A 23,466-nucleotide genomic window follows, 5' to 3' on the forward strand; every position below is an offset into this window, starting at 1 on the left:
TCATATGTTGTCCAAATACTCATAGATTTATTATGAGAAATGGGACAGGGGGGTTACTATGAAATTCATTTGGGTTTGGAATGGAAAGAAACTTAAGCAAATGTCAATTATTATTATCGCTGCATTTTTCGCTGCCGGTCTTTTGTATGTCGAGAGAAGTGAACTAACTGTATTCTCAACACCTGATGGACCACAAGCATTTTATAAAGCTGACATTGACGAAAAGAAGCTAGGACTCACGTTTAATTTAAGCTGGGGTGATCAACAAGTTGGACCAATCCTTGATCAACTTAAAGAACGTGATGTGCAAGCTACATTCTTTTTATCAGCTGCTTGGGCAGAGAGGTATCCTGAAATTCTAGAAAGAATTATGGATGAAGGCCACCTTATTGGGAATCATGGATATCAATATGAAAGCTATCCATCATGGAAAGACGACAAGATAACGAAAGATATTCGAGAAAGTCACCAAATACTAAGTAGCATGATTGGCTCAAAGCCTACATTGCTCCGTCCTCCTAATGGACAATTCGACAAACGAGTACTAAAGATTGCCGACTCGTTTGACTATACGATTGTCCACTGGAGTATTAACTCCAATGACTGGCAAAACCCAGGAGTTGATGCCATTGTTAATAATGTCGTAAACAACGTTGAAGCTGGGGACTTGATATTAATGCATGCGTCTGATTCCGTTAAGCAAACAGACAAGGCTCTACCAATCATTATTGACCAACTTAAGAACAAAGGCTACTCATTTGTAACAGTCGATGAGTTGATTGCTAGCACTGATACTGAAAGTGAAGAAATCGATTAAGAAAATGCGTAGTTCGTCTTACTGTCTTATAAATATACTAACTTAGAAAAAAGGTCGTTCCTATTTGGAACGACCTTTTGGATCTTCTGCTGTTAAGCGGTGTAACATTAATATTTGCCAAGTATTCCCTACTAGTAATGGTGTTAAGTAAATCCATAACCATTTCGGGTCATTTACCGTTAAGGCTGGTACCCACTCAATAATTGTAACGACATAAATAAAGAATAATGCCGGAATAAAGGCAGTGCGATTTGTTTCTTTACTCTTAATATAAGCAACTATAAGGCCATACATCAATAATAATACAGGCATAAGCATGTAGTGAAAGATGGTCTCGTTTTCTGTAGCAAATGCAATATATCGAAAGTAAATCAAATCAAAAAACACGAATGCAATAAGTACAACCTGTACTCTATTCCAAAGTTTGACCGTCTTAAATAAACCTAAACCGAAACGGTGAATCGTTAAGTATGCAAAGAACCCCATCTGACTAATTAAACTGAAAGCAGCGCTGATTCCTAAAAGCCAAATAACCCCGACTAATAGATTCACGAGCCCTCCTTCAATTAATACAGACCAATCAATAATAAGACCTACTATAGCACCACTAATACTTCCTACTAAAAGTGTTGTAAAAAATAAATAAACAACTTTACGGCTATTCACTGTAGTGTATCCTCCATTTTTCTAACTTTGCTCTATTGATTTTACCAATGACGACATTAAATTACTAGTTTGGATATGTAGATGATGTATATTTTTTCGCGAAATATTTCATATTAATGACAAAATGGTCGAAAGGAGCGGTTTTATGAAATCCGCTGGTAAATTACTTATTTATGCCCTTATCCTTGTCTCAATCTTCGGTTGTGCTCCTGCAGAAAATGGAGGATCCACCCAACCTGATTATGAAAGCACAAAAAAAATGATGGTTGATATGCTTAAGACAGATGAAGCGAAGGAAGCAATTAAAGAAATTATGGAAGACGAAGAGGTCAAACAACACCTTGTAATGGAACAAGGGTTCGTCGGTCAAACAATACAGCAAACACTCGTCTCAACAGAGGGGAAAAAATTCTGGGTAGAAACAATGGAGGACCCTGAGTTTGCAAAGGCATTTGCTGAGAGCATGCAACAAGAAAATGAGAAATTATTAAAGGGCTTAATGAAAGATCCTGAATACCAACAAATGATGATGGACATTTTAAAGGACCCAGAAATGGAACAGGCTACACTTGATTTATTGAAAACAAAAGAATATCGTCAACAAATCATGAATGTTATGGTTGAGGCTTTTGAAAGTCCATACTTTGTAGCGAAAGTAAATGATTTACTAAAAACAGTCACAGTCAAAGCAATAGAACAAGCGGACATCCAGAAGGAAGAAGAAAGTGAAGGAGGAGAAGAAGAAGGACAAGATAGCGGTGGTAATGAAGGTGAGGAAGAAAGCACATAAATAGTAGTAAAGACAATAAAAAGCGGGCTCACATGAGCTCCGCTTTTTATTGTTATTATGCCTTTTCAATTACTCGTTTGGCAATATTCTCATATATCTGTCCTATTGGATGCTCTTCAGCATAAATTGACGGTGCAAAGTCATCTTCATTTATTTCTGGTTGTCCTAATGGAATTTGCCCTAGAAGCTCGGATTTTAATTCTTCCGCTAAGCGCTCTCCTCCACCTTGTCCAAATACAAATTCTCTCTCTCTTGTAACCTTGCTTTCAAAGTATGCCATATTTTCTACGATACCAAGAATTTGATGGTTTGTTTTAATCGCCATAGCACCTGCTCTCGCTGCAACAAACGCTGCTGTCGCATGAGGAGTCGTCACAAGGATTTCCTTTGAATGAGGTAGCATTGTGTGAACATCTAACGCTACATCTCCTGTACCTGGTGGCAAATCAAGAACAAGATAATCTAGATCTCCCCATTCCACATCAGTGAAAAATTGGTTTAACATCTTTCCAAGCATAGGACCTCTCCAAATAATTGGTGCATTGTCTTCAACAAAGAATCCCATCGATATAACTTTTACTCCAAAACGCTCTACCGGTATAATTCTTTCACCTTGAACTTTCGGTCTTTCTTCAATGCCCATCATATCCGGAACACTGAAGCCATAAATGTCGGCATCAACAATCCCAACTTTTTTCCCTAGCCTTGCAAGAGTTGTAGCTAAGTTTACAGAGACTGTTGATTTACCAACACCACCTTTACCACTTGTAACAGCAATAAATTTCGTTGTGTTTTCTGGTGAAAGAAGCGTTGTCTTCCCTTTAGGGGCCTCTTGCATTCCACCATGTTTCGATTGTTCCTCATCCGTTAGTTCTTCAAAGCGTAGACCTACTGACTCTGCGCCAGCTTCTTTCACAACATTTACGATTTGTTGCTGGACTTGCATTTGACCAGAAGTACCTGTTTTTGCTAGAGCAATCTTTAAGCTCACTAGCCCTTCTTTCACTTGCACTTCCCTTACCCCACCTATTTCAACAATGCTTTTATTTAGATCTGGATCTTTTACTCCATTTAGTGCTTCTAATACTGCTTCTTTTGTTACCACAAAGTACACCTTCCTTTACATCCGTTATAAGCATTAGTATAGCATTGTCATTCAATTAGATGTATCATTTTAACTTAGTTTGGCGTTGTTAGTTCATTTTCATTTGTGTAGTGGCGTAAGATTCCTTCGTAGATAGACGCTGCAACCTTTTGCTGATACTCCTTCGTCCCCAGTAATTCAGCTTCTTTTACATTAGATAGAAAACCAACCTCAACTAATACCCCAGGAATTTGTGCATTCTTAATCAAATAGACATTCCCAATTGGCTTCGCATATCGATTTGTATTTTCAAGATTACGCTTAATCTCCTCTTGAACGAATTTGGCCAAACGACCATTCTCCTCCATCGTTCGATTATAAAATGTTTGAGCACCACTCCACTTTGCCGACGGAATCGCATTTAAATGAACACTAACAAACATATCCGCATCTGAATCATTCACTAAGCTCACTCTTCGCTTTAGATCTTGCACCTTCCGTTCACGAACACGCTTTACACTATCATCGGCTAAATCCCTGTCCTCCTCTCGTGTCATAAGGACTAAGGCACCGGCTTCCTGTAAATAGTCCCTTAGCTGAAGGGAAATATCTAGAGTCACATCCTTCTCTAACAAACCTGCTTTTGAACTGGCTCCTCCGTCTATTCCTCCATGACCAGGATCTAAAACAATTACCTTACCAGACAGAGGCAACTGCCAACCTGCTGAATCATCACTAATAAATTGAAACTGGATAATAAATAATAGTCCTACAACACAAAGAGCAAAAGCTCCTCCTTTTACCCACTTTATCACGTCTTTTCCCCTCCTAATCCTATTCCCTTTATGTATATTGGGACAAGGAGAGAATTATGTGAAAAAGTAACCTAACTAGGAGTGAAAAGTAGAGCTGCAAGAAGGAAGCCTAAGAGGACTACCTTCTCTCTTAATGTAAGCGAAGCCGATAGCGCTCTTTTCCTTTGTAAAACCCTTTATCCCACCACTCTTCCACAAACATGTCTACTGCGATATAGAGTGAATCCATTGATAATTCATTTGGAGACATCCAGCCATTTAACAAATCGAATAATTGAAGTCTAATTTCGCGAACTTCTTCATCACATCTTTCTCTAACCATTTCCTTTGTTTCTCCAAAATAACCGTGTCTACTATATTCAGCTCCTACCAAGTAGGCATCAATCGCCATATCAATACACGGATCAATTAAAAACGGGTGGGTCAAGAATTGAAAAGGAAATAATGTTTCAAAATGTTCCTGAACATTTTTTCTTACTTCGGTTAAAGAAATTTCTCGAAGCACCTTTCTTTCAAAAGACCAACGCTTTTCTCTTTGCTTTTCTGAAAAAGTTGTAATCACTGCCATCTCGCTCACCTCAATTTCTTGTTTTTTTTAGTATCTATACAATAAGCTAAGCTCATGCAGTGGAATTACTGTACAATCTCACCAATGAAGAATTTGGATAGGAAATAAGTGTAGTCTGATTGCTTTTCGCTATTATCTTAATTAGACTTGTCCTAATACTCTGCGAACAATAAGTCCAACTCTATAATAAATACACTGTTGTAGGCATACATTAATTAGAAGTGGTCAATTTGTTTATTATCCAAATAAATGTATTTTATAGTTTCCTAAACCACATCGAGTAGGAGGATAATCATTATTTGATTATCCGACCTCTCACACCACCGTACGTACGGATCCGTATACGGCGGTTCAATTTCATACTAAGCATGTACTTTCTTATAGTGTTCAACACAGGAGATTAGTCCAAACTTGGCTAGTCTCTTGTTTGTAATTGTCGTAGTTAGTATCCACGAGTAGGCGGTGCGGACGGCACCTTTACTTGTATGGCTATATTTGTAGGCAGTGTATTTGTCCATTCCCAATTTAATTAAGTTCTTTCTGCGGTTCTTAGCTGTTTTCCATTTCTTCCAGATACACGTCCTTAACCGAACTCTTGTATGGCAATCTATATTACCTAACAGCTTTTTCATATAACCAATCTTGAAGTAGTTAACCCATCCCCGTATGACCTGATTGATTCGTTCAACCTGATACTTCGTATCGACACTCCAATTTTTCCGAGTTAGCTGTTTCAGTTTGAACTTGAAGTTTTCTACCGACTTCTGATGTGGTTTTGCTTTATACAAACCCGCTTGATAATCTTTAAAGAAACCAAAGCCAAGAAACTTCATGTTAGGGTCACTTGGTCTTGTCACTTTCGTTTTTGTGGCATTGACAATCAACCCTAGATTCTCTTCTATAAACTTTGTCACTGACCTCATCACACGCTTCGCTGACATCTCACTTTTAACCATAATGATACAATCATCTGCATATCTGACGAAGCGGAGACCTCGTTTTTCAAGTTCCAGGTCCAATTCGTTGAGCATGATATTGCTTAGTAATGGCGATAAGTTTCCTCCTTGAGGAGTTCCTATGACTGTTTCTTTATAATCTTCATCAATTTGTACGCCACTTACTAGGAATTTACGAATAAGTGAAATAACATCTCCATCATGTACCGTTCTTGATACTAGATTCATCAGTCTGTCGTGATTTACCGTGTCAAAGAAGCGTTCTAAGTCAATATCCACAATCCAATCATGACCTTCGTTTAGAAACTCTAGAGCTTGTAGGATAGCCATTTCCGCATATCGTTTTGGTCTAAATCCATAGCTATATTCACTAAATTTCTTATCAAACATAGGTGTGAGTACTTGAGCAATCGCTTGTTGAATCACTCTATCTTTAACTGTAGGGATACCTAACAGTCGTACACCACCATTTGGTTTAGGAATTTCGACCCTTAATACAGGGTGAGGTTGGTATTTTCTTTGACGAATTTGAGAGATGATTTCATCCTTATGTAGCGCCATATATCCCGCTAGTTCATCCACAGTCACACCATCGACACCGGCTGCTCCCTTATTTCTTTTCACCTGCTTAAATGCAAGATTAAGATTATCTCTATCCAGTATCTTGTCTAGTAGTTTTTCTTCATACATGCTTGTTACTTCCCTTCTGTCTCGTAAAGTCGGTATCCACTTTTCCGCATGATGCCAGTGGTCTATTTCCGCTTCCAATCGAGATTTCTATAACGATGAAATTGTTCAGCCCTTCGCTCCATCTAACTTTCATTAGATATCCTCACTACTACGACTTCTGCTGACTTCTCACTACCCAGTTTTGTATCACTACAAAATTTTGGTGTAGACCAGTGAGACCTCCCCAGTTAAGGTGCGAACTCTTTCCCTCCATCTATCTGCCATATATACACCGTGTGATTGTTAAAAGTAGCTATTGGATTTTGACTTCTTTTGCAGTCTTGTCCTCACACGTCGCCTCCTATATGATTTCTGTTCGTCAGACCGGAGATTTGCCTCGAGCTTCCTTCAGATTCCACGTCACCATGGACACCCTTGCTTTTGGCTATGTGCTTACCGCTACAAGGTCGCACTCGGGACTTTCACCCGTTAGAGTTCGCCCATGCTGGGCGAACAAAAAAAGACTCCCAATCGAAATTGATTGAGAGCCTTGAAACGTAGATATTAACGTTTTGAGAACTGAGGTGCACGACGTGCTGCTTTAAGACCGTATTTTTTACGTTCTTTGATTTATCTATTATATATGAAGAAACTAGGAATAAAATGATTTGCGAAAAGCCTTATTACATAGGGCTTTTTTGCATTTAATAAAAAATGGATAATATACCCTTATATATGTTTCGTGGTCAGAATGTGGTCAAAAAATATTTTTGCTTTTTTTAATGTAATCAATTATTGTCGTTAATTGCACTTTGTTCATTCGTATATGAGTCAAAATGTTTAGAGTCAGGAACCAAGTCTAAATTTATATTGTCTAAGAGATTATACTTCTTTATAAGAGGTAAGAACTTTTTACCATGTTTACTTATTCCATTATAAAGTAAAAGCACTAATTCGAATGATGAAAGCTGAGCTTTTAATATCCCAAGGTATTCTTTTTTCTCTTTATACAAAAGGTTTGCCTCGTCTACAAACTTTACTATTCTATACATGTTTCTAAAATAATGTCCAATATAAATTTGATTCTTATCAAAGAAAGCTTCATAAATTTCTTCAACTTTAGTATGAGGATTTTCCTTCAATCTGTAAGTTAAATTTTCATATGCTATCTGAAAATATTCTCGTCCATTATAATTAATTACAACTTCTGTAACTGTTTGATCATAACTCATCGAACTGAATTGGCTTTTTTTCTTTTTGTAAATAATAGAGTTAACTAGATCATTGTGAATAGCAATCATATTAAAAAATGTACTTTCAAACCTTTGTAAATTCATGGTCTCACTCTGTTCTTTAAAGACCATTCGAGTTTCCTTCAATTCTTTCCTTTGCAGCTCTAGCTCTACTCTCTGTAGCCCGAGCTCTTCTTTTTGCATACGATTTGCTGAGTAAAGTAATATTAAGGCTGCCATAGAAAGGAACGGAGCTGCTGTCTGCGCATATTCTGTTCCTTTGGTTCCATTTACAAATATCGGTAATAAAATACCAATAGCGACAAAGGAAAATGCCAGCAGTTCAGCTGAAGAGATTTTTCTATTCTCTTTTTTCCTTATTACTTTCTCCTTCCCCTTTTTTAATACTAAGAAGGTTAAAAAAACACCCATTAAAATCCCGATTAGTCCACTAATTATGATAAATGGAAAAGGATTTAAGTAATTAACCTTATCTATCTGCTTACTAATTATTGTTCCTATAATTTGTCGTTCAGAGCTTATCCAAAGAAAAATAAAGTTGCTTACTAAAGTAATCAAATGACTTACTCCTTAATTTCGCTTTACGTCTGGAAGTATCTCCTAACGTTGACCTAGTTTACAAATCCCTTTAACTGGATTATCATTTAAAATTAAAAGGAACAAGGAGGAAATTAAATGTCAAACATAATAAAACGAATAAACATTTTTGTAAATTATGTTTTAATATTGTCATTCCTCTACTTTATCTGTATAAAGGGTATTTTGTTCATACTAAATTCATTTCACGTATCGGTTTCACTTTCTGAAGCTATTTTTATAATAGTTACGTTAATTATTACTTTACTTATTATAGGGTTTAAATATATAAAGGTTTCAGTTTTTTAATTCTATTTGGAGTCTGAACCTTTTTTAGTGGTTTCTAGATTCAGTCCAGGAGCCTTCATTTTAATTTTTTTTGAAAGTTGTTGAACTTCTTCCGTATGCTGCTTTAATTCTGATTGGTTATTTTCCTTAACACCAAGGTTATTCCTTTTTAAAATATCAAACAAAGGCTCGTTGGTCATTTTAAAACCTAAAAACTTTACTTCTCCACCGAGTAAAACTTGTTTTATAAATAGAGAAATCAAAAAAAGTCGTAATGCAGCATTTTCAGAAGCCATTAACAGCCAATCCCCAATAGACTGAAGTCTAATTTTAGACTCAAAATGTAAGTTAACTTCATCTTTAAATAAAATTCTATTGGTTTCGTCAGGTATATTTACAAATTTCTGAAGTTCACTGTATGATAAGTCTTTATCTAATTTAACATTAAAAATTGAATGAAGTACATTACCCTTGATATACAAACTATTTAACGTTTTATCAATATATAATCCATAATCAGTAGCGTTAGAAATAGTATGGTGAGATTGCATCATTGAGAATAACTTTGGATCTAGTTGTTTTCGGTAAACTTTTTCAAGCCACATTACATTCCTACGTCTTCTATAAGGACAAGCACCCATATCTATTTCTGTTTCAGAAATATCAGCTAGGTATTCTTCACCTTCAATTACGCCAAAATGAATTGTTTCAGATTTTTCGCTTGGGATCATTATAATGTCACCTATTTTCATTTCTAACCGAAATCTCTTTAGTGTGCCATATATATGCCCTGCACTACTCTTTTCTGGATATAAACTCTCAATAATTTCAATTGCCTTCTCTTTATCGTCCAATGTGAAATTACTATCATCTTTAACTTTATCCCAGCCAATTGCAACATAATTTTCATTCGAAAACTCCTCAAACCATAATCCACTATCGGTTCGGACTAACCAGTATTTTCTATCGCTTGGTATTTTAGGTATTTCAAAATCTAACCCTATCTTTTCTGATAATTCATCAATTGTCTTTTTTAAATCCATTTACTAACTCCTCCAAAATATCTTGTCCAACTTAATTCGACAAAGAAGACAATATACCTCCTTTTTAGGTGGTGGTACCCAATTGTATATATTAAGGTAAAAGAATTAAGTATAAAAAAAGACCCCCAACAATTTGCTGAGAGCCTAATAGCGAACGTTTTAAAGGTGCACAACGAGCAGCTAATTAATGGACTACAAATAATTATTCAACATAATGTTAATATTTCTCAATTTATTCTCCTAATTCTAATGTTGGTAAGCTATTGATTAAATTAACCGTTTGAATAGATACATTAATAATACGAAGTAATAAATTAAAAATATACTTCTCATCATCCGAAATATCATTTGGATCATCTTTTATTCCTGATTTCTTATCTATCGTTACTTGATATTGCTCCATAATCCATTGAATTGCAGGCTTTCCATTAACAATATAATCATAAGCTTTTTCAGGGATATCTTTAATTGTAATATCTTTATTAAAAATAATAGTATCAATTACTCCCTTTTTAGGGTGTTTCATTTTTGTTACTTTGTATGAAGGGTTAACTTTCACTTCAATTGTTACCCCTTTAAATACTGGAACCGTTTCATAATTAACATGTAATTCAACGAGTTTTTTACCGACTTCAATAAACTTATTTCTGTTTTTTAAATTCGGTATCCGTGGGAAGCCTTTTACTAAATCACTTGCGTATTTAGTTCTGTATTCCATGGAATGGAGCACTCCATAAACTAAATAGAAAACTTCATCTAAATTCAATTTATGTTGTTTAAGTAATACTTCGGAAATATTAGGAACAATACCAAAAGAATCTTTTCCCGCATACATTGGAAATCCTTTACCGTTATGAATTAATTGGAAATTAGGAATCAGATCCGTAGCTATACAAGAAAAATCTTTTTTCGAACCTTGACCCTGTAGATATAGAACATTCCCCATATTTTTATAAATATGCTGGTATCTACTAGGCATTTCAATTATCCCTTTATCATAAAAAAGCCATTTCTTTGTATATGGTCGATGCATAAACAAGATCATATTATTATCGTTTAGCTCAATTTTCTGTCCCTTTTGAAATTTCTGCGTTAATCCTCTACTCCATTTAATAAAACTTTCAGATTTATTTACTTTCTCAATTCGTTCATTTGGATCCTTGACCTTTGCTAATCTTTTTAACTCGTCATTATAGTTTACAACCATACGATGAGCATTTTCTTTTACTCTTTCTTTTGAAAATCCTGCAACCCAAACATCCCTTGCAGGATTGACGCCAGTATACTGATCTAAGAATACTCCATTTTCTCTTTCAACATTATCGATAAACGGGATAAAAGATCCATATGATTCATCTCGTTGATCAATCCAGTCGTTATTCTTATCTGGAATAATCTTTGTCCATTTAATATTTGTAATCGAACCATATTCACTTATCACTTGTAATTTTTGTTCTCTGCTTAGATAATCACCAATATCATGATAAAAGATTTCATGATTCCCTGAACCATCTTTTACTAAAATGGTGATTGCATTAGGAGTACGGCTTCCATGCCCGAACACATTTCCGCCCTCCATTCGTCTTTGTTCTCCTTGAGTTCGCTTAGCGTCCCCACGAAGATTAAAAACATATAAATAATTGAATTCCTCAAGCCAGCATTTTCTTAGTCCGTCTGCACTTTGACTATCAATAAATCCTGCATTTGTAATAAAGGCTATAATACCTTTATCCCCAACTCTATCTGAAGCCCATCTAAACGCTTTAATATAGCTATCACTCAAACTCTTTTTCAATCTGGCTTTGGATTGTTTTGAATATGTGTTTTCAATTCTCTCTTCTAGAAGCAGATAATCGATATTTTGATTATTATTATTTACACTTGATTGCCCTACAGAATATGGTGGATTACCAATTATTGCAAAAATAGATTCATCTTGCTGCTTTTTTAATCGTTCATTATTTTCATCAAATAGCTCATCTATAAACGAATCCGTATGTTTTTCAGTGCTTTCGAAGGTATCTGTTAAAACGATACCTTCGAACGGCTTATAGCTTCCTTTCATAATTGAATGGAAAGTTTCTTCGATATTAATTGCAGCAATATAGTAGCTTAACAGTATAATCTCATTCGCATGGAGCTCTTGTGTGTACTTACGTAACAAATCTTCTTTTGAAATTAACCCACTCTGTAATAAGCGCACAATAAACGTACCTGTTCCAGTAAATGGGTCAAGGATATGAACACCCTCATCGCTTATTGACTTATCAAAGTGTTTCCTCAACACTTCATCTACAGAACGAATAATAAAATCTACAACTTCTACTGGAGTAAATACTATTCCTAAGCGCTCTGTGGTTTCCTTAAAACCTACTTTAAAAAACTTATCATACAGCTGGATGATGATTTCCTGCTTTGCTTTAAGATTATCAACACCATCTGCACGAACACGCACACTCTCATAGAATCCTTCTAAGCGCTTTTGTTCTTTCTCAAGCCCACTTTCATCCATAACTTTCAAGACAGCGTCCATAGCTCTTGAAACAGGGTTATTGTTTACAAAACTATAGGAACTAAATAATGCTTCAAATACAGGCCTAGTAATCAAATGTTGGGCTAACATTTCAATTGCTTGTTGGTCAGAAATAGCACCGTTAATATTATGACGTAGTCCTGAAACAAACTTTTGAAATGCTATATACGCATCACTGCTCGAATCTTCTAACATCACACGAATACGCATCATATGTTGCTGTGCAATGTCTGCAACATCCTTTGACCAGTCTTCCCAATAGCGAACATTACCAACTTTCTTTACGATTTTACCGTATATGGCATGTTCAAGTTCAGACCATTCCTCTTCAAACACAAGTGGTATTTGTTCATCTCCATGAGTTTGGGTCAAATATTCTTCTGGTGCTTCCCCAACTCCAACAACCTGAAGTTGATTTGGTTTGTTTTTGTTTAGTTCTAACTTATTAATTGTTGCATCAAAACGCTCGTCTAACGATCTTAAAGCATTTAAGACTTCCCAAACAACTCGATATTTTTCATTCTTATCTAATACTACATTTGGATCTACACCAGCTGCGATACCAATAGGTAAAATTACATATCCGTAATCTTTTCCGTCTGCTTTACGCATTACACGACCTACCGCTTGTGCAATATCAATTTTTGATTTGCGCGGTTTTAAAAACATTACTGCATCTAAATCAGGTACATCAACGCCCTCTGTTAAAAATCTAGCGTTAGATAAAATACGGCATGTATGTTCAGGTACATCAGATTTCAACCATGAAATCTTTTTGTTCTTTTCAAGTGCATTCATTGAACCATCTGCATGGTCAACCTCTACTTGAAAGACATTAGGATTTTTACCGCTTTCATTAATATAGGTTTCTACAACTTCTGGAAACATGTTAGCGATAAGCTTTGACTCTCTAATAGTTCCAGTAAATGCTATTGCACGTTTCATTGGTTCCCCAATTGTTTCATTTGAGTTACTCTTCCGCTTTACAAGACCATTCCAGCAACCAATTATTTTTGTTACATCATCAAATTCTAATTCATCGTTACGTGCCAACATTTGTTGGAATCTACGGGCAACGACTTCCTCATCTACAGCAAGAATCATTACTTTATAGTCAGTTAATATCCCTTTACGAATGGCATCACCAAACCCAATTCGATAAAGTTCTTCTCCATAAATTTCTGGATCATTCATATCAGCAATAACAACAGACATATCTTCTGCTTTTTGTCGAGCATCTTCCCCATAAACACGCGGAGTTGCCGTTTGATACAATCGTTTTGCCGTTTTTATATTGTCATTACTGTGAACCTTTGTGAAAGCACTTGCTTCCTTCCCGTTTTCAGTTGCACCAGTTGTACGATGGGCTTCATCACATATAACTAAATCGAACTCATTGAACCCACTCTTTTGAGCCTTAATAATAACATCAATAGACTGATATGTAGAAAAAACGGTTAAAAAATCACCCGCAGATTCGCTATTCTCAATTAGAATTTGATAATCTAATAATTTTTTATGGTCAGTTGTTGCAGGATATCCTAAATCAGCAGCTGCAATATCCTCTAATTCATTATCCCCTTTATCTTTTGTAACTTTTCTATCTGAGCAAACAGCGATTGAATCCATAGTGAACTTTGTATCTGCTGTCCACCCCCGTAAAGTTTGGGACAATAACTGAATACTCGGTACTAAATATAGTACCCTGAAAACACCTTTCTTCTCTTCTGCCATTTTTTCAGCAATAGCCATCGATGTATAGGTTTTTCCAGTACCAGGAGCCATAATCAACTTTCCACGATCTACATTTTTAAAGCCATTTATTACGGCTTCAATAGCAGGAATTTGATGTAAACGTGGAGTCTTTTTACTTTGAAGCTCTACTTTTTTTGGCTTGTTAAAAGTGTATGATGACCAATCAATTTTACTCTCTTGTAAGTCAGTTAATCCAATACGAACAATTGGTTTATTACGAAACTTCAATGCATCCTCAGCATTATTGCTCCATTTATCTGTTGACGTAACAATTATTCCCTCAGCATAATATTGTTTTCCTACCTCATTTAAAAACGAATCAATATGCTCTTTTCGAATAGTGGTATCTTGGGAGTAAAACTTACATTGGATTGCAACTAGTTCGCCAGTTTCACGTTTTCTAGCTACTAAATCTACACCAGTATCCTTCTTAGGAATATCATATTCATCAGGTACTTCACTTAACTTCCAAACACTATCAAACAAACGTGCATACATTGGTTCCTTTTCTATGTAAGCAGCAACTAACAACTCAAACAATGTCCCTCTATCACGCTGCTCATGTTTTTTTACATCTATCTCGTTCATCAATGCAACAAAACTTTTATGATTTTTCAGCTCCAAACCACTCACCTATCTTTCGTTATAAAAAATTTTCTATTTGCATTATATCAAACAAGACAATTTATTTTAGAACATATATTATTAAATACTTCAATTGTTTTTTTCTCATCTTCTTCACGTAGTTCCTTAACTAGATGTGCATATTCTTTTAATGTCGTTTCTATATCACTATGCCCTAAACGTTCACTAACATAATAAATTGATACCTTTTTATAAAGGAGTAAACTAGCATGAGTATGTCTTAAACCATGTATAGTAATTGGGTCTATGCCGATTTCATTAAGTAAATTTTTTAATTGTCGATTAGCATAGGTGTTGCTTATAACTTTGTATTTAGAATTCGGACTATAAAATACTAGATGGTGCTTATTCGTAGGTATTGTATTGAACACTTTTTGGAAATGAGCCATTGTTATAACATCGATTTTAATAGTTCGATTGGAGGTTTCATTTTTGGGAGTTCCAAATCCTTTAGGGTTTCGTTTCATGTATCCCCAAGTTTTATTAATTGCGATTGTATTATTTTCAAAGTCAAAATCATTCCTAGTTAGCCCTACCATTTCAGCAAAACGCATTCCTGATGTTAAGCCTAACAATAATAATGAATAGCTTATCCCAATATTAAGCCTTTTCAATATTTCTTTTAACAATAATTCACTTTCGTTATAGTTTAAGTGCTTCTCAATAGGCTTTTTTGCAGGCGTTGTCCAAGTTAATACAGCTTTCCTTGTAAAATCATTATGAATAATTTGTTCTTCGACCGCATCTTTTACACATGCTCGAATATGGGAGTTTAATTTTTCTACGGATTCTTTGGACTTCTTTGAACCATAGTTATTTAAAAAAAGCTGATAATCGTGTCTTCCTATTTTTTGCAAAGGTGTACTCCCGAAATGAGCTTTAATTGCCTTATAAGTGTATTGATAGTGTTGTTGTGTTGTAACACTTAAATGAGATTTATATAGTTTTACCCATTTCAGAAAATATTCATCAATAGGAATTTGCTTCAAAGGTACTTTCCCTTTGCCAAGTTGTACTACTATTTCGGCAGCTGCTATTTTAGCTTCCTTTTTTGTCCGATACCCCCCTTTTCTGATTGGCTTTGATTGTCCATTAACCCTTCGACTTACGGTATACTGATAAGTTTTACCCCTTTTTTGTACACTAGCCACCATTCTCATCCCCAATTATTTAATAATAACCTTTTAGTTAAGTCTATCTCACTTCTTTGCAATTCAGATTAGGAGGCGAGTGTAAACACCATTTCTTAAATTGCTTGTTAACACAATAAGGAGTAGTTACATGATTAATCTCTTACTTCAGTAAAATCAAGATTATCCAAATATACAAGACATTTGATACTAAATAGCATATTCTAACTTCTCATTAGAACTTACGTTTTTATTACTTATCGCTTACTTATTTAAAATTTTGTTATATACTTAATATATAGGTTTTAAATTCTATAAAATAATTATTAAAAAGGGGGTAGGTCTGGTATGAAAGATGAACAGGATATTGGGACACAGATACGTGATTTAGGGAATCAATTTAACATTAATGACGAGGAATTTTTTGAGGCACTGGAATATTTAATAGCTGAATATGAGGCAACATTTAAAGGTTTAGCAAAAAGGTAAATGTTATATTAGCCTGCACAAGATATTTGATTAATTTTGGAACCAATTAAACATCTATTGATGGATGCATCATTTTATATGAACCATCTGATATTTTATGAGGAGGTTAGAATTATGGAAAATGGAAATTTTGAAAGGCGACGATTGCCCATTCCTGTTGAAGATTTCCATGATTTAAAAGAATTACTTACTAACTTATGTGAGGACGAAATAACACTAGATGAATATCTGGGTAAAATTGAAATACGCGGATCTTCTAAGCGAATTTTTTTACTTTTTAAAACTGTTGCATACCCTGAAGATACTTTTATTATGTCAGTTTTAGAGCTAGAACCATCAAGGAAGGGCATAGGCAGTCAGATTTTAAAATGGATAACCGAATATACAAAAAAAAGATGTTTTAAAAGGTTAGTGTTTGAGAGTATCTATAGCCAAAGTAGTATAAATTTTGCAAGAAAACATGGTTTTACGCAAATAAAACTTCGACCTGAATTTGATTTTATTAACAAAATTAATAGAGATGGTGGTAGCTACCAATTAGAGCTATAACATTATTAAAGCGACCCGTTTTACGGATCGCCTAAACTGAAAACGTACACGTAAACGTACACGTAAATATTTTCAAACACTCTCCAATTAAAATCTTTCCTACTTTCACCCTTCAATTATTTGCTTATTCCAAGCGTTTACATAAACTCTGTTATACCAATTTTCCTTTGTATAATTATCAGAACAATTCCCAAATACTGTAGCTAATTGCTTGATACGTTTTACTCTCTCTGTATAATTGTCCTTCGTATACCAAGCATTAATTAACTCCTGAGAATCAATACCTAGATGTTCCTTTGAAAATTCTTCAAAAGCTTCAATAAAGCCTAATACTTTGGAATAAATCTTTCCATCATCCAATTCCGGTTTTTCATTTAACTGTTCTAATAAAAGTTGGATAGATATTATTTTTTCATATTCCAAAAATTGTAATAAAAATGCCGTTACAATCTCCTTTGAGAACTCAATACGTTTTGTAAATACAGGATCAGTTATTCTATAATCATATCGTGGACATGTTTCCACTAGACGTTCGATTTGCTGTTCGTCTTCTTCTGCAAATGATTTGATAAATAACTTGAACCGTTCATCTGGCTTTAGATTGGGGTAGGTTCGCTCGTTCATTTTTTTTATGGAGTTCATATATGATTTAACACTCATATTTTTTCACCTTCCATTCGTTCTACTACTTCTTTTAATTTTTCCATTTCTTCTTGTAGGTCAGACATCTCCATACTTTTAAGTACTGAATTAGAAAGCGTTGCAATTACTCTTGCTTTTTCTGTAGTCATATATGGCTCATCATTTAAGAGCTCATTTATAACACGTTGCAATAACCGTCTAACATCCTGTGGTTTTTTTAATCTGACACTTGTTTTAGCCACTTTTTTACACCACCTTATAAATGCTATAATGGTAGTAAATATGGATGTTTTTTTAATACAAAAAGTTATTCAATAACGTTCAAATCATTGATTTTCTGTATTTTTAAAACAAAGTCATTTCAGAGCTACACTATTTAATCCTGTAGTTTTTTCTAAAGTCATCTGTAACAATTTCTATAAATTTAGTATTATATTGTAAACGACTATACACTCGTTCTCCGATGGCAGTCGGTAAGTGTTTTTCGTTGAAGTTGCTGGTGTAGATCGTTGGCTTACCAATCCTACAGTTAACGATCTCAAACAGCTTATTCTTACTCCAATCAAATTCATCTTTACTCTTTGCTTCAGACCCTAAATCATCTAATACCAATAAATCGAACTTTCTAAGGTCATTAAATATATCTTCCTCCGTTTTACTAGAGCCTTTTGAATATGTTGCTTTTATTTTTGAAAGAAGCATTCCTGTTGTTAATTGTCCAACAATAAAGCCTCTTTCTCTAACCGTTATTGCAATAGCTGCTGCTAAATGTGTTTTGCCTTTATGGAAAGCTTTCTATAAAGGCAATTATCGAAAGTTTTTGTTTATGGTAAGAAATAAGAGTATATGCCCTATTTAAATTGAAATATACGTTTATTTCTTTCCATAACACCTCAGAATAGATTTATTAAATCTAGGAGGTGCTAAATGCAAAATCGAATACCCATTGAAGAATTAGTTTCAAAAGTTTTATCTGAATTAGAAAGGCTAAATTATTCATATAACACTATTTGTGGATATCGTGCCTTTTACAAGAGAGTTATTGTATTTGCCAAAGAAAAAGATGAGATATATTTTTCTGAAGCATTTGGAAGAGATTTTTTAAAGGAAAAGTATAACTGTACAATCGATTACTATAAGGAGACTATGCCTAGAGGGTTCAGAGAACCCATCAGAAGAATTAGGGTTTTGGGTGACTATCAACTCCATGGTGTAATCATTCGAAGGATTGTGAAAAAACCAGGGTATCTTAAGCCACCACAGTTTGAAAATGAGCTTTCTTCCTATGAAAAGGAATGTGAAAATAACGAATACTCCAAAAGAGGGCTACGAACACGAATTCAACGATTATTCTTTTTTATAGATTACCTTGATTCTAGGAAAGTCCAGAATTCAAACGATATTACACCAGAGATAATATCTGATTATGTAAAGACAATTTACAAGTATCATGAAAAAAGTATTGCAGCCATTTTAACAACGCTTAGGGTATATTTGAGATTTCTCTATTTTAATCAATATACGGATGAGGACCTTTCTTTAAAAGTTCCAAAACAGAATAAATATTATTATCCACCTGTACCTTCTGTCTGGAATAAAGAAGATGTTATACGTATGTTAAACAGTATTGACAGAGGTAACCCGACTGGAAAGAGAGATTATGCAATCCTACTTCTAGTTGCCAAGCTGGGTATAAGAGTTGGAGATATCAAATCTTTGGAGTTATCGGATTTGAATTGGCAATCAAAAACTATAGAGGTAAGACAAAATAAAACAAAGAATAACGTCTCCTATCCCATTTTAAAGGATATAGGATGGGCATTGATTGATTATCTAAAAAATGGACGACCTAAAAGTGATTCTCCCTGTGTTTTTATAAGGTTGAATGCACCCTATGATGCTTTTGGTAAAGATGCTAACCTTCATAATATTATCACGAAATATACTAGACATGCAGGTATTACTTTTTCTAATGGCAAGAGGCAAGGGCTACATTCACTTCGTCATACTCTTGCGAGTACTTTGCTTGAACAAGGAACACCATTGCCAGTAATCTCTGAAATTTTGGGACACTTTAACTCTAAATCAACCAATGTCTATTTGCATATAGAGCTAGATAGTTTAAGGAAATGCGCCATTGATCCAGAGGAGGTGTATAAGAATGACTAAGAGAACTGTTGTGTTTCAAAGCATTCTTGGTGAACTTATTGCTGGATATATTGGAGAAAGGAGAGCTGTCGGTTATAAGTACAACAAAGGCTCTTCTCTATTGAAACAATTTGATACTTTGGTAGCCAATGCAAATTTGTTAGAAATAAACCTTCCAAAGGAAATTGTATTACTTTGGACAGAAAAAAGGGCAAATGAAACAGTCAGTACTAGGAATGGGAGAATCTCAATCATACGTGGATTTGCTTCATATATGGCTCGTCTTGGCCAGGATGCATACATTTTTCCAGCTTCCAATATTTCGATAGATAGGTATTCTTATGTTCCATATATCTTTTCGAAAATAGAGTTAAAAAATATTTTTACCATATGCGATAAATATCCTATATCAGATATATCCCCCAGCAGGCATCTAATTCTCCCTCTTTTGTTTCGTATTTTATATGGTTGTGGCTTACGGATTTCAGAAGCATTAAATTTAAAGCTTAAAGATGTTGACTTACATCAAGGAACTTTATTCATTCGTGATGCGAAATTTGGAAAAGAACGAATAGTTCCAATGGCGGAAACCCTGACAGAACGTTGTCGTGTGTATGTAGAAAAAATTAAACCCTTTGAGTCTGATAATGTTTTTTTCTTCTCATCTCCATACGGTGGTCGTTATAACAAGGGCACAATATATAAATTATTTAGAGGAATTTTGTGGAAGGCTGGTATATCCCATAGTGGAAAGGGCCCAAGATTACATGATCTAAGGCATTCTTTTGCCGTTCATTGCTTAAAAAATTGGGTCTTAAATGAAGAAGATATCACGAATCTCCTTCCCTATCTTTCTGCATTTTTAGGGCATGTTGATTTAAGAGGTACACAACATTACTTAAGGCTGACAGCTGATTTATATCCAAAAATTTTAACTTCGGTAGAACATAGCTTTTCCACTTTAATACCGGAGGTATTGTTTGATGAAACAGACTGATTTTGCCAGAACACTAACACGGTTCCTTTCAGATTATCTTCCTAGCCAGCGTAATGTTAGCACAAATACAATAAAGTCTTATCGGGACACCTTTAAACAAGTGCTAATGTATTTTGATTTAGAACTAAATATTAAGCCAGAGCATCTAACAATTGGAAAAATAAAAAAAGAAAATATTAGAGACTTTCTTCTTTGGCTCGAAAAGCACCGTAAAGTCAGTATTAACACCCGTAACCAAAGACTGGCCGCAATCCATAGTTTTTACCGTTACACGCAATCAGAACATCCCGAGAATATTTTTGAATGCCAGAGAATCCTAGGAATTCCCTTTAAAAAGAGAGAAAAAAAGACGATTGAATTTCTCTCACTGGAATGCCTAAAGTATATATTGGAACAACCAGATACTAGTAAAAAAAGGGGACGGCGTGATTTAACAATAATGGCTACTCTTTATGATACTGGAGCCCGAGTACAGGAATTAATTGATATAAAAACAAGGGATGTTAGACTTACTCAACCTTCAACTATAACATTAACAGGAAAAGGTAATAAAAGAAGAAGCGTTCCTATTATGGAAAAAACACGAGCTTTATTAGAAAATTATATGATAGAAAATCGTTTATCCGATAACGGAAACCAAGATCATCCTCTATTTTATAATAGCAACAGACGGCCATTCACAAGGCCAGGTATAACATATATTTTAGAAAAGTATTTAAAACAGGCTAAGGAAGCTCATTCGGAAATTGTGTTTTCTGAAAGGTTTCATCCCCATATGGTTAGGCATACAAAAGCTATGCATTTATTAGAGGCAGGAGTAAATCTGATTTATATAAGAGATTTATTAGGACATGTAAATGTTACTACTACTGAAATATATTTAAGAGCAAATTCGGAAACAAAAAGAAAAGCATTAGAAGCCGCATATATGGAGGTTGTAACACAAGATACACCTGTGTGGGATGAGGATACTGATCTATTAAAGTGGTTGCAGGATTTTTGTAGATAACAACTTTTAATATTATGGAAAGGTATTTATTATACCAGCTATAAACTTCATATCTGTTTATAAATATCTTTCCATAAACAAAAACTTTCGATAATTACCAGCTCCTGTAGGTCCTATTAAAACAATATTATATCTACTAGTAGGTACCGAATACTCAAACTTTTCAGCATAATCCATTCCTACCATCTTTGCATTATAAACGCTTCTACCGTACTCAACCTTAAATTCTTTAAACCCCTTATTTTTTAAATCCTCTGGCAGAAACCAATATTCCTCTTCAAAGCGCTTAACCAATTGAGTGTGCAATCTTTTATTTTTTTTATGCCATTGTTCATTTAATAATTTTTTATCAACACAAGCTTTACATTCAATAATTTCTCCTAGATTAACCTGTTTCCATTGTTCTTGGCCGTGAATACGGTACTCTGGGATAGTTGCTATACCCTTGCAATCATTACAAGCCTTTTCAACCATCCTTGCGTCATAATCTTCTCGGTCTTTTAATTCCTCGACACAGTGCTTTAAGCCTTTTTTGAATAGCTCATACATAAGTAAATTTGTTTCTAGCATAGAAACCACCTCCTAAAATGGGAGTTTATTCTCCAGTCTTTTCATCTGTTCTATTTCTTCTTCTGTTAATTGGATCTCCTCTCTCTTCTTTTTTTCAAACATTTTAGAAAGAGGGAGAAAATCATTATCATTGCTATGTTTTTTATTTTGAAACGTAGTATTGTATTCTCTTACTGCTTTCAAGGTAAAAAGTCTATTAGCGTGAAGCTTTTTTAGTATGGCTTCAACATATGGTGCCGGATTTTGAGGATTTTTTATTTTTGCTTTTCTAATTGCTTCACATATAATTGCCTCTGGTTCTTTAAATTGACTTTTTTCTATCCAGTAACCAAAGCGTTCAGCCAATTTAGGTGGAAGTGTGCCAAAGTGCTTTTTGTACTCTAAGTAAGGAGTAGAATCTTTTTTTTCTTTAAATTTTTCTTTGTTTATTTCTTGGTTGTCTATTCCACCAAAAGAATTATTGGCACTTTCACCAATGGCAGTTTTACCAATCCAATTATCATGGTCTTTATTGAAAGATATTTTTCTAGTGCTTCCTGACTTTATCTTTTGGAAAATAACCTTTCTACCTTCCAACCTTTTTAACTCGCGTTGTATTTGCCGAGCATCACACCCCGTAGCTCCACTTAGAAAATCCAGTGTCATATTATGTTCTTTTCTGTTAAAGCCATATGTGTATCGCCAGATAACAAATAATAAGCGGTATTGTGTTGGACTAAGCTTAATCTTTGCCAGCTCCTCTAATATTTCATTAGCTAGCTTTGTAAATCCATTTTCAAGTTGAACATTTGCCACATCATCACCTGCTCTAGTAACCAGAAGTTCACTATTTAGGATTATTACGTAACCATTCCTTAACATCGAAACGGTTTAAACGGATTATTTGCCCTCGTTGAAAGTAAGGTATTTCTTGACTAGCAATCATATTTCTAACTGTAGGAACACTTACCTTTAAATAATCAGCAGCTTCTTGTATTGTCATTATCTCCTCCCCCTTTTTACTTGTTTCAACCTCTACTAATAGCTCTTTTAAAGCTACTTTTAAGTCAGCTCGATTAATTAATACTGTTCCTTCAGGTAGCTCTAATTTAAAGTTGTTCATCTTCTATTCCTCCTTTTTCAATACGGGTACAAAGTTGCTCTACCTTTTTATTTAGTGTTTGAGCTATTTGATTTATCGTTGAAAACCTTATTCTTTTTTTTGCACCTTTTTCGATTTCACCAATAGTTTTCCTTGCTACCCCTGACTCATTTGCTAACTTTGTGATTGTCCACCCTCTAGCTACCCGAGCTAATTCCACCTTTTTTCCATCAATCTCCATGTGTTTTTCCTGTTTTATTTTTATTATACAAAGCATTTTTTCACCCCTCTCTATTACTCATTATGAATACAAGTAAATACTAACATGTCGAAATGAGTAAATCAAGTTGATTTCTGTATTCAATACGTGTAATATTAAATTGTAATTACACA

At 34.5% G+C, this 23,466-nt stretch carries 22 protein-coding genes and 2 pseudogenes; 7 read left to right on the forward strand and 17 right to left on the reverse strand.

The annotated features are described in order from the left end of the window. Positions 1-58: 58 nt before the first annotated feature. Positions 59-817 (forward strand): polysaccharide deacetylase family sporulation protein PdaB, encoded by a 759-nt coding sequence (gene pdaB / locus CD003_RS16105; protein WP_096202071.1) that lies wholly within the window; start codon positions 59-61, stop codon positions 815-817. A 60-nt stretch (positions 818-877) separates the two neighbouring features. Here the strand turns inward: pdaB and CD003_RS16110 are convergent, their stop codons facing one another. Beyond that, on the reverse strand, positions 878-1,483 hold the full coding sequence (locus CD003_RS16110; protein ID WP_096202072.1) for a KinB-signaling pathway activation protein: 606 nt from the start codon (positions 1,481-1,483) through the stop codon (positions 878-880). Between the two features lie 145 nt (positions 1,484-1,628). Between CD003_RS16110 and gerD the strand changes: the two genes are divergently transcribed. Then, positions 1,629-2,273 (forward strand): spore germination lipoprotein GerD, encoded by a 645-nt coding sequence (gene gerD / locus CD003_RS16115; RefSeq protein ID WP_096202073.1) that lies wholly within the window; start codon positions 1,629-1,631, stop codon positions 2,271-2,273. Positions 2,274-2,328: 55 nt separating this feature from the next. Here the strand turns inward: gerD and CD003_RS16120 are convergent, their stop codons facing one another. The 9 genes and pseudogenes from CD003_RS16120 to CD003_RS16165 all read right to left on the reverse strand — a co-directional run bounded on the left by CD003_RS16120 (position 2,329) and on the right by CD003_RS16165 (position 15,618). Continuing rightward, positions 2,329-3,378 (reverse strand): Mrp/NBP35 family ATP-binding protein, encoded by a 1,050-nt coding sequence (locus CD003_RS16120; protein WP_096202075.1) that lies wholly within the window; start codon positions 3,376-3,378, stop codon positions 2,329-2,331. Between the two features lie 74 nt (positions 3,379-3,452). Beyond that, on the reverse strand, positions 3,453-4,172 hold the full coding sequence (cwlD, locus tag CD003_RS16125) for an N-acetylmuramoyl-L-alanine amidase CwlD (RefSeq protein WP_096202076.1): 720 nt from the start codon (positions 4,170-4,172) through the stop codon (positions 3,453-3,455). Between the two features lie 130 nt (positions 4,173-4,302). Further along, positions 4,303-4,740, reverse strand: a complete 438-nt coding sequence (locus tag CD003_RS16130) for a DUF2521 family protein (protein WP_096202078.1) — start codon at positions 4,738-4,740, stop codon at positions 4,303-4,305. A gap of 362 nt (positions 4,741-5,102) precedes the next feature. Beyond that, positions 5,103-6,464 carry a group II intron reverse transcriptase/maturase gene (ltrA, locus tag CD003_RS16135; RefSeq protein WP_373558544.1) on the reverse strand — a complete coding sequence of 454 codons (1,362 nt, stop codon included), beginning with the start codon at positions 6,462-6,464 and terminating at the stop codon, positions 5,103-5,105. Positions 6,465-6,929: 465 nt separating this feature from the next. After that, positions 6,930-6,995, reverse strand: a pseudogene (gene rpsI / locus CD003_RS21535) (30S ribosomal protein S9); the annotation flags it as partial. A 158-nt stretch (positions 6,996-7,153) separates the two neighbouring features. After that, a complete protein-coding gene (locus CD003_RS16145) occupies positions 7,154-8,176 on the reverse strand; it encodes a putative phage abortive infection protein (protein WP_096202081.1) in 1,023 nt (340 codons plus the stop codon). Positions 8,177-8,505: 329 nt separating this feature from the next. Continuing rightward, positions 8,506-9,525, reverse strand: a complete 1,020-nt coding sequence (locus CD003_RS16155; RefSeq protein WP_096202084.1) for a hypothetical protein — start codon at positions 9,523-9,525, stop codon at positions 8,506-8,508. 232 nt (positions 9,526-9,757) lie between these two features. Then, positions 9,758-14,401 (reverse strand): DEAD/DEAH box helicase, encoded by a 4,644-nt coding sequence (locus tag CD003_RS16160; RefSeq protein WP_096202375.1) that lies wholly within the window; start codon positions 14,399-14,401, stop codon positions 9,758-9,760. Between the two features lie 83 nt (positions 14,402-14,484). Then, positions 14,485-15,618, reverse strand: coding sequence for a tyrosine-type recombinase/integrase (locus tag CD003_RS16165; RefSeq protein WP_306453963.1), 1,134 nt, complete (start codon positions 15,616-15,618; stop codon positions 14,485-14,487). A 318-nt stretch (positions 15,619-15,936) separates the two neighbouring features. Here CD003_RS16165 and CD003_RS21975 point away from each other — a divergent pair, with 318 nt between their 5' ends. Together CD003_RS21975 and CD003_RS16170 are read left to right on the forward strand one after the other, a co-directional pair. Beyond that, entirely contained in the window at positions 15,937-16,077 is a 141-nt protein-coding gene (locus CD003_RS21975; RefSeq protein ID WP_179295574.1) for a hypothetical protein, read from the forward strand. 114 nt (positions 16,078-16,191) lie between these two features. Then, positions 16,192-16,626: a GNAT family N-acetyltransferase gene (locus CD003_RS16170; RefSeq protein WP_096202085.1), complete on the forward strand. Its 435-nt coding sequence runs from the start codon at positions 16,192-16,194 to the stop codon at positions 16,624-16,626. Positions 16,627-16,731: 105 nt separating this feature from the next. On the opposite strand, the gene CD003_RS16175 is transcribed toward CD003_RS16170, so the two are convergent. The 3 genes and pseudogenes from CD003_RS16175 to CD003_RS16185 all read right to left on the reverse strand — a co-directional run. After that, positions 16,732-17,286 carry a hypothetical protein gene (locus tag CD003_RS16175; RefSeq protein ID WP_096202087.1) on the reverse strand — a complete coding sequence of 185 codons (555 nt, stop codon included), beginning with the start codon at positions 17,284-17,286 and terminating at the stop codon, positions 16,732-16,734. After that, complete coding sequence (locus CD003_RS16180) at positions 17,283-17,510, reverse strand: hypothetical protein (protein WP_096202088.1); 228 nt, start codon at positions 17,508-17,510, stop codon at positions 17,283-17,285. Before CD003_RS16180 ends, CD003_RS16175 begins: the two co-directional genes overlap by 4 nt. Positions 17,511-17,640: 130 nt before the next feature. Next, positions 17,641-18,036: pseudogene (locus CD003_RS16185) on the reverse strand (ATP-binding protein); the annotation flags it as partial. Positions 18,037-18,195: 159 nt separating this feature from the next. Between CD003_RS16185 and CD003_RS16190 the strand changes: the two are divergent. The 3 genes from CD003_RS16190 to CD003_RS16200 are packed head-to-tail and all read left to right on the forward strand — an operon-like array spanning position 18,196 to position 21,422. Beyond that, positions 18,196-19,437 carry a site-specific integrase gene (locus tag CD003_RS16190; protein WP_096202091.1) on the forward strand — a complete coding sequence of 414 codons (1,242 nt, stop codon included), beginning with the start codon at positions 18,196-18,198 and terminating at the stop codon, positions 19,435-19,437. Further along, the gene (locus tag CD003_RS16195) at positions 19,430-20,413 is read left to right on the forward strand and encodes a tyrosine-type recombinase/integrase (protein WP_096202093.1); all 984 of its coding nucleotides are present in this window, start codon (positions 19,430-19,432) and stop codon (positions 20,411-20,413) included. Before CD003_RS16190 ends, CD003_RS16195 begins: the two co-directional genes overlap by 8 nt. Further along, positions 20,400-21,422, forward strand: coding sequence for a site-specific integrase (locus CD003_RS16200; protein ID WP_096202094.1), 1,023 nt, complete (start codon positions 20,400-20,402; stop codon positions 21,420-21,422). The genes CD003_RS16195 and CD003_RS16200 overlap by 14 nt, the downstream gene beginning before the upstream one ends. Before the next feature lie 57 nt (positions 21,423-21,479). Here CD003_RS16200 and CD003_RS16205 read toward each other — a convergent pair whose 3' ends face one another. From CD003_RS16205 to CD003_RS16220, 4 genes are read right to left on the reverse strand one after another with little or no spacing between them, the layout of a single operon-like run. Continuing rightward, positions 21,480-21,992 carry a hypothetical protein gene (locus CD003_RS16205; protein ID WP_096202096.1) on the reverse strand — a complete coding sequence of 171 codons (513 nt, stop codon included), beginning with the start codon at positions 21,990-21,992 and terminating at the stop codon, positions 21,480-21,482. Positions 21,993-22,004: 12 nt separating this feature from the next. After that, a complete protein-coding gene (locus CD003_RS16210) occupies positions 22,005-22,787 on the reverse strand; it encodes a replication protein (protein WP_218838256.1) in 783 nt (260 codons plus the stop codon). A gap of 31 nt (positions 22,788-22,818) precedes the next feature. Continuing rightward, a complete protein-coding gene (locus CD003_RS16215; protein WP_096202099.1) occupies positions 22,819-23,094 on the reverse strand; it encodes a helix-turn-helix domain-containing protein in 276 nt (91 codons plus the stop codon). Then, positions 23,081-23,350: a helix-turn-helix transcriptional regulator gene (locus tag CD003_RS16220; RefSeq protein WP_218838257.1), complete on the reverse strand. Its 270-nt coding sequence runs from the start codon at positions 23,348-23,350 to the stop codon at positions 23,081-23,083. The genes CD003_RS16215 and CD003_RS16220 overlap by 14 nt, the downstream gene beginning before the upstream one ends. Positions 23,351-23,466 lie beyond the last annotated feature (116 nt).

Source organism: Bacillus sp. FJAT-45350, assembly GCF_002335805.1.
Lineage (GTDB): Bacteria > Bacillota > Bacilli > Bacillales > NISU01 > FJAT-45350.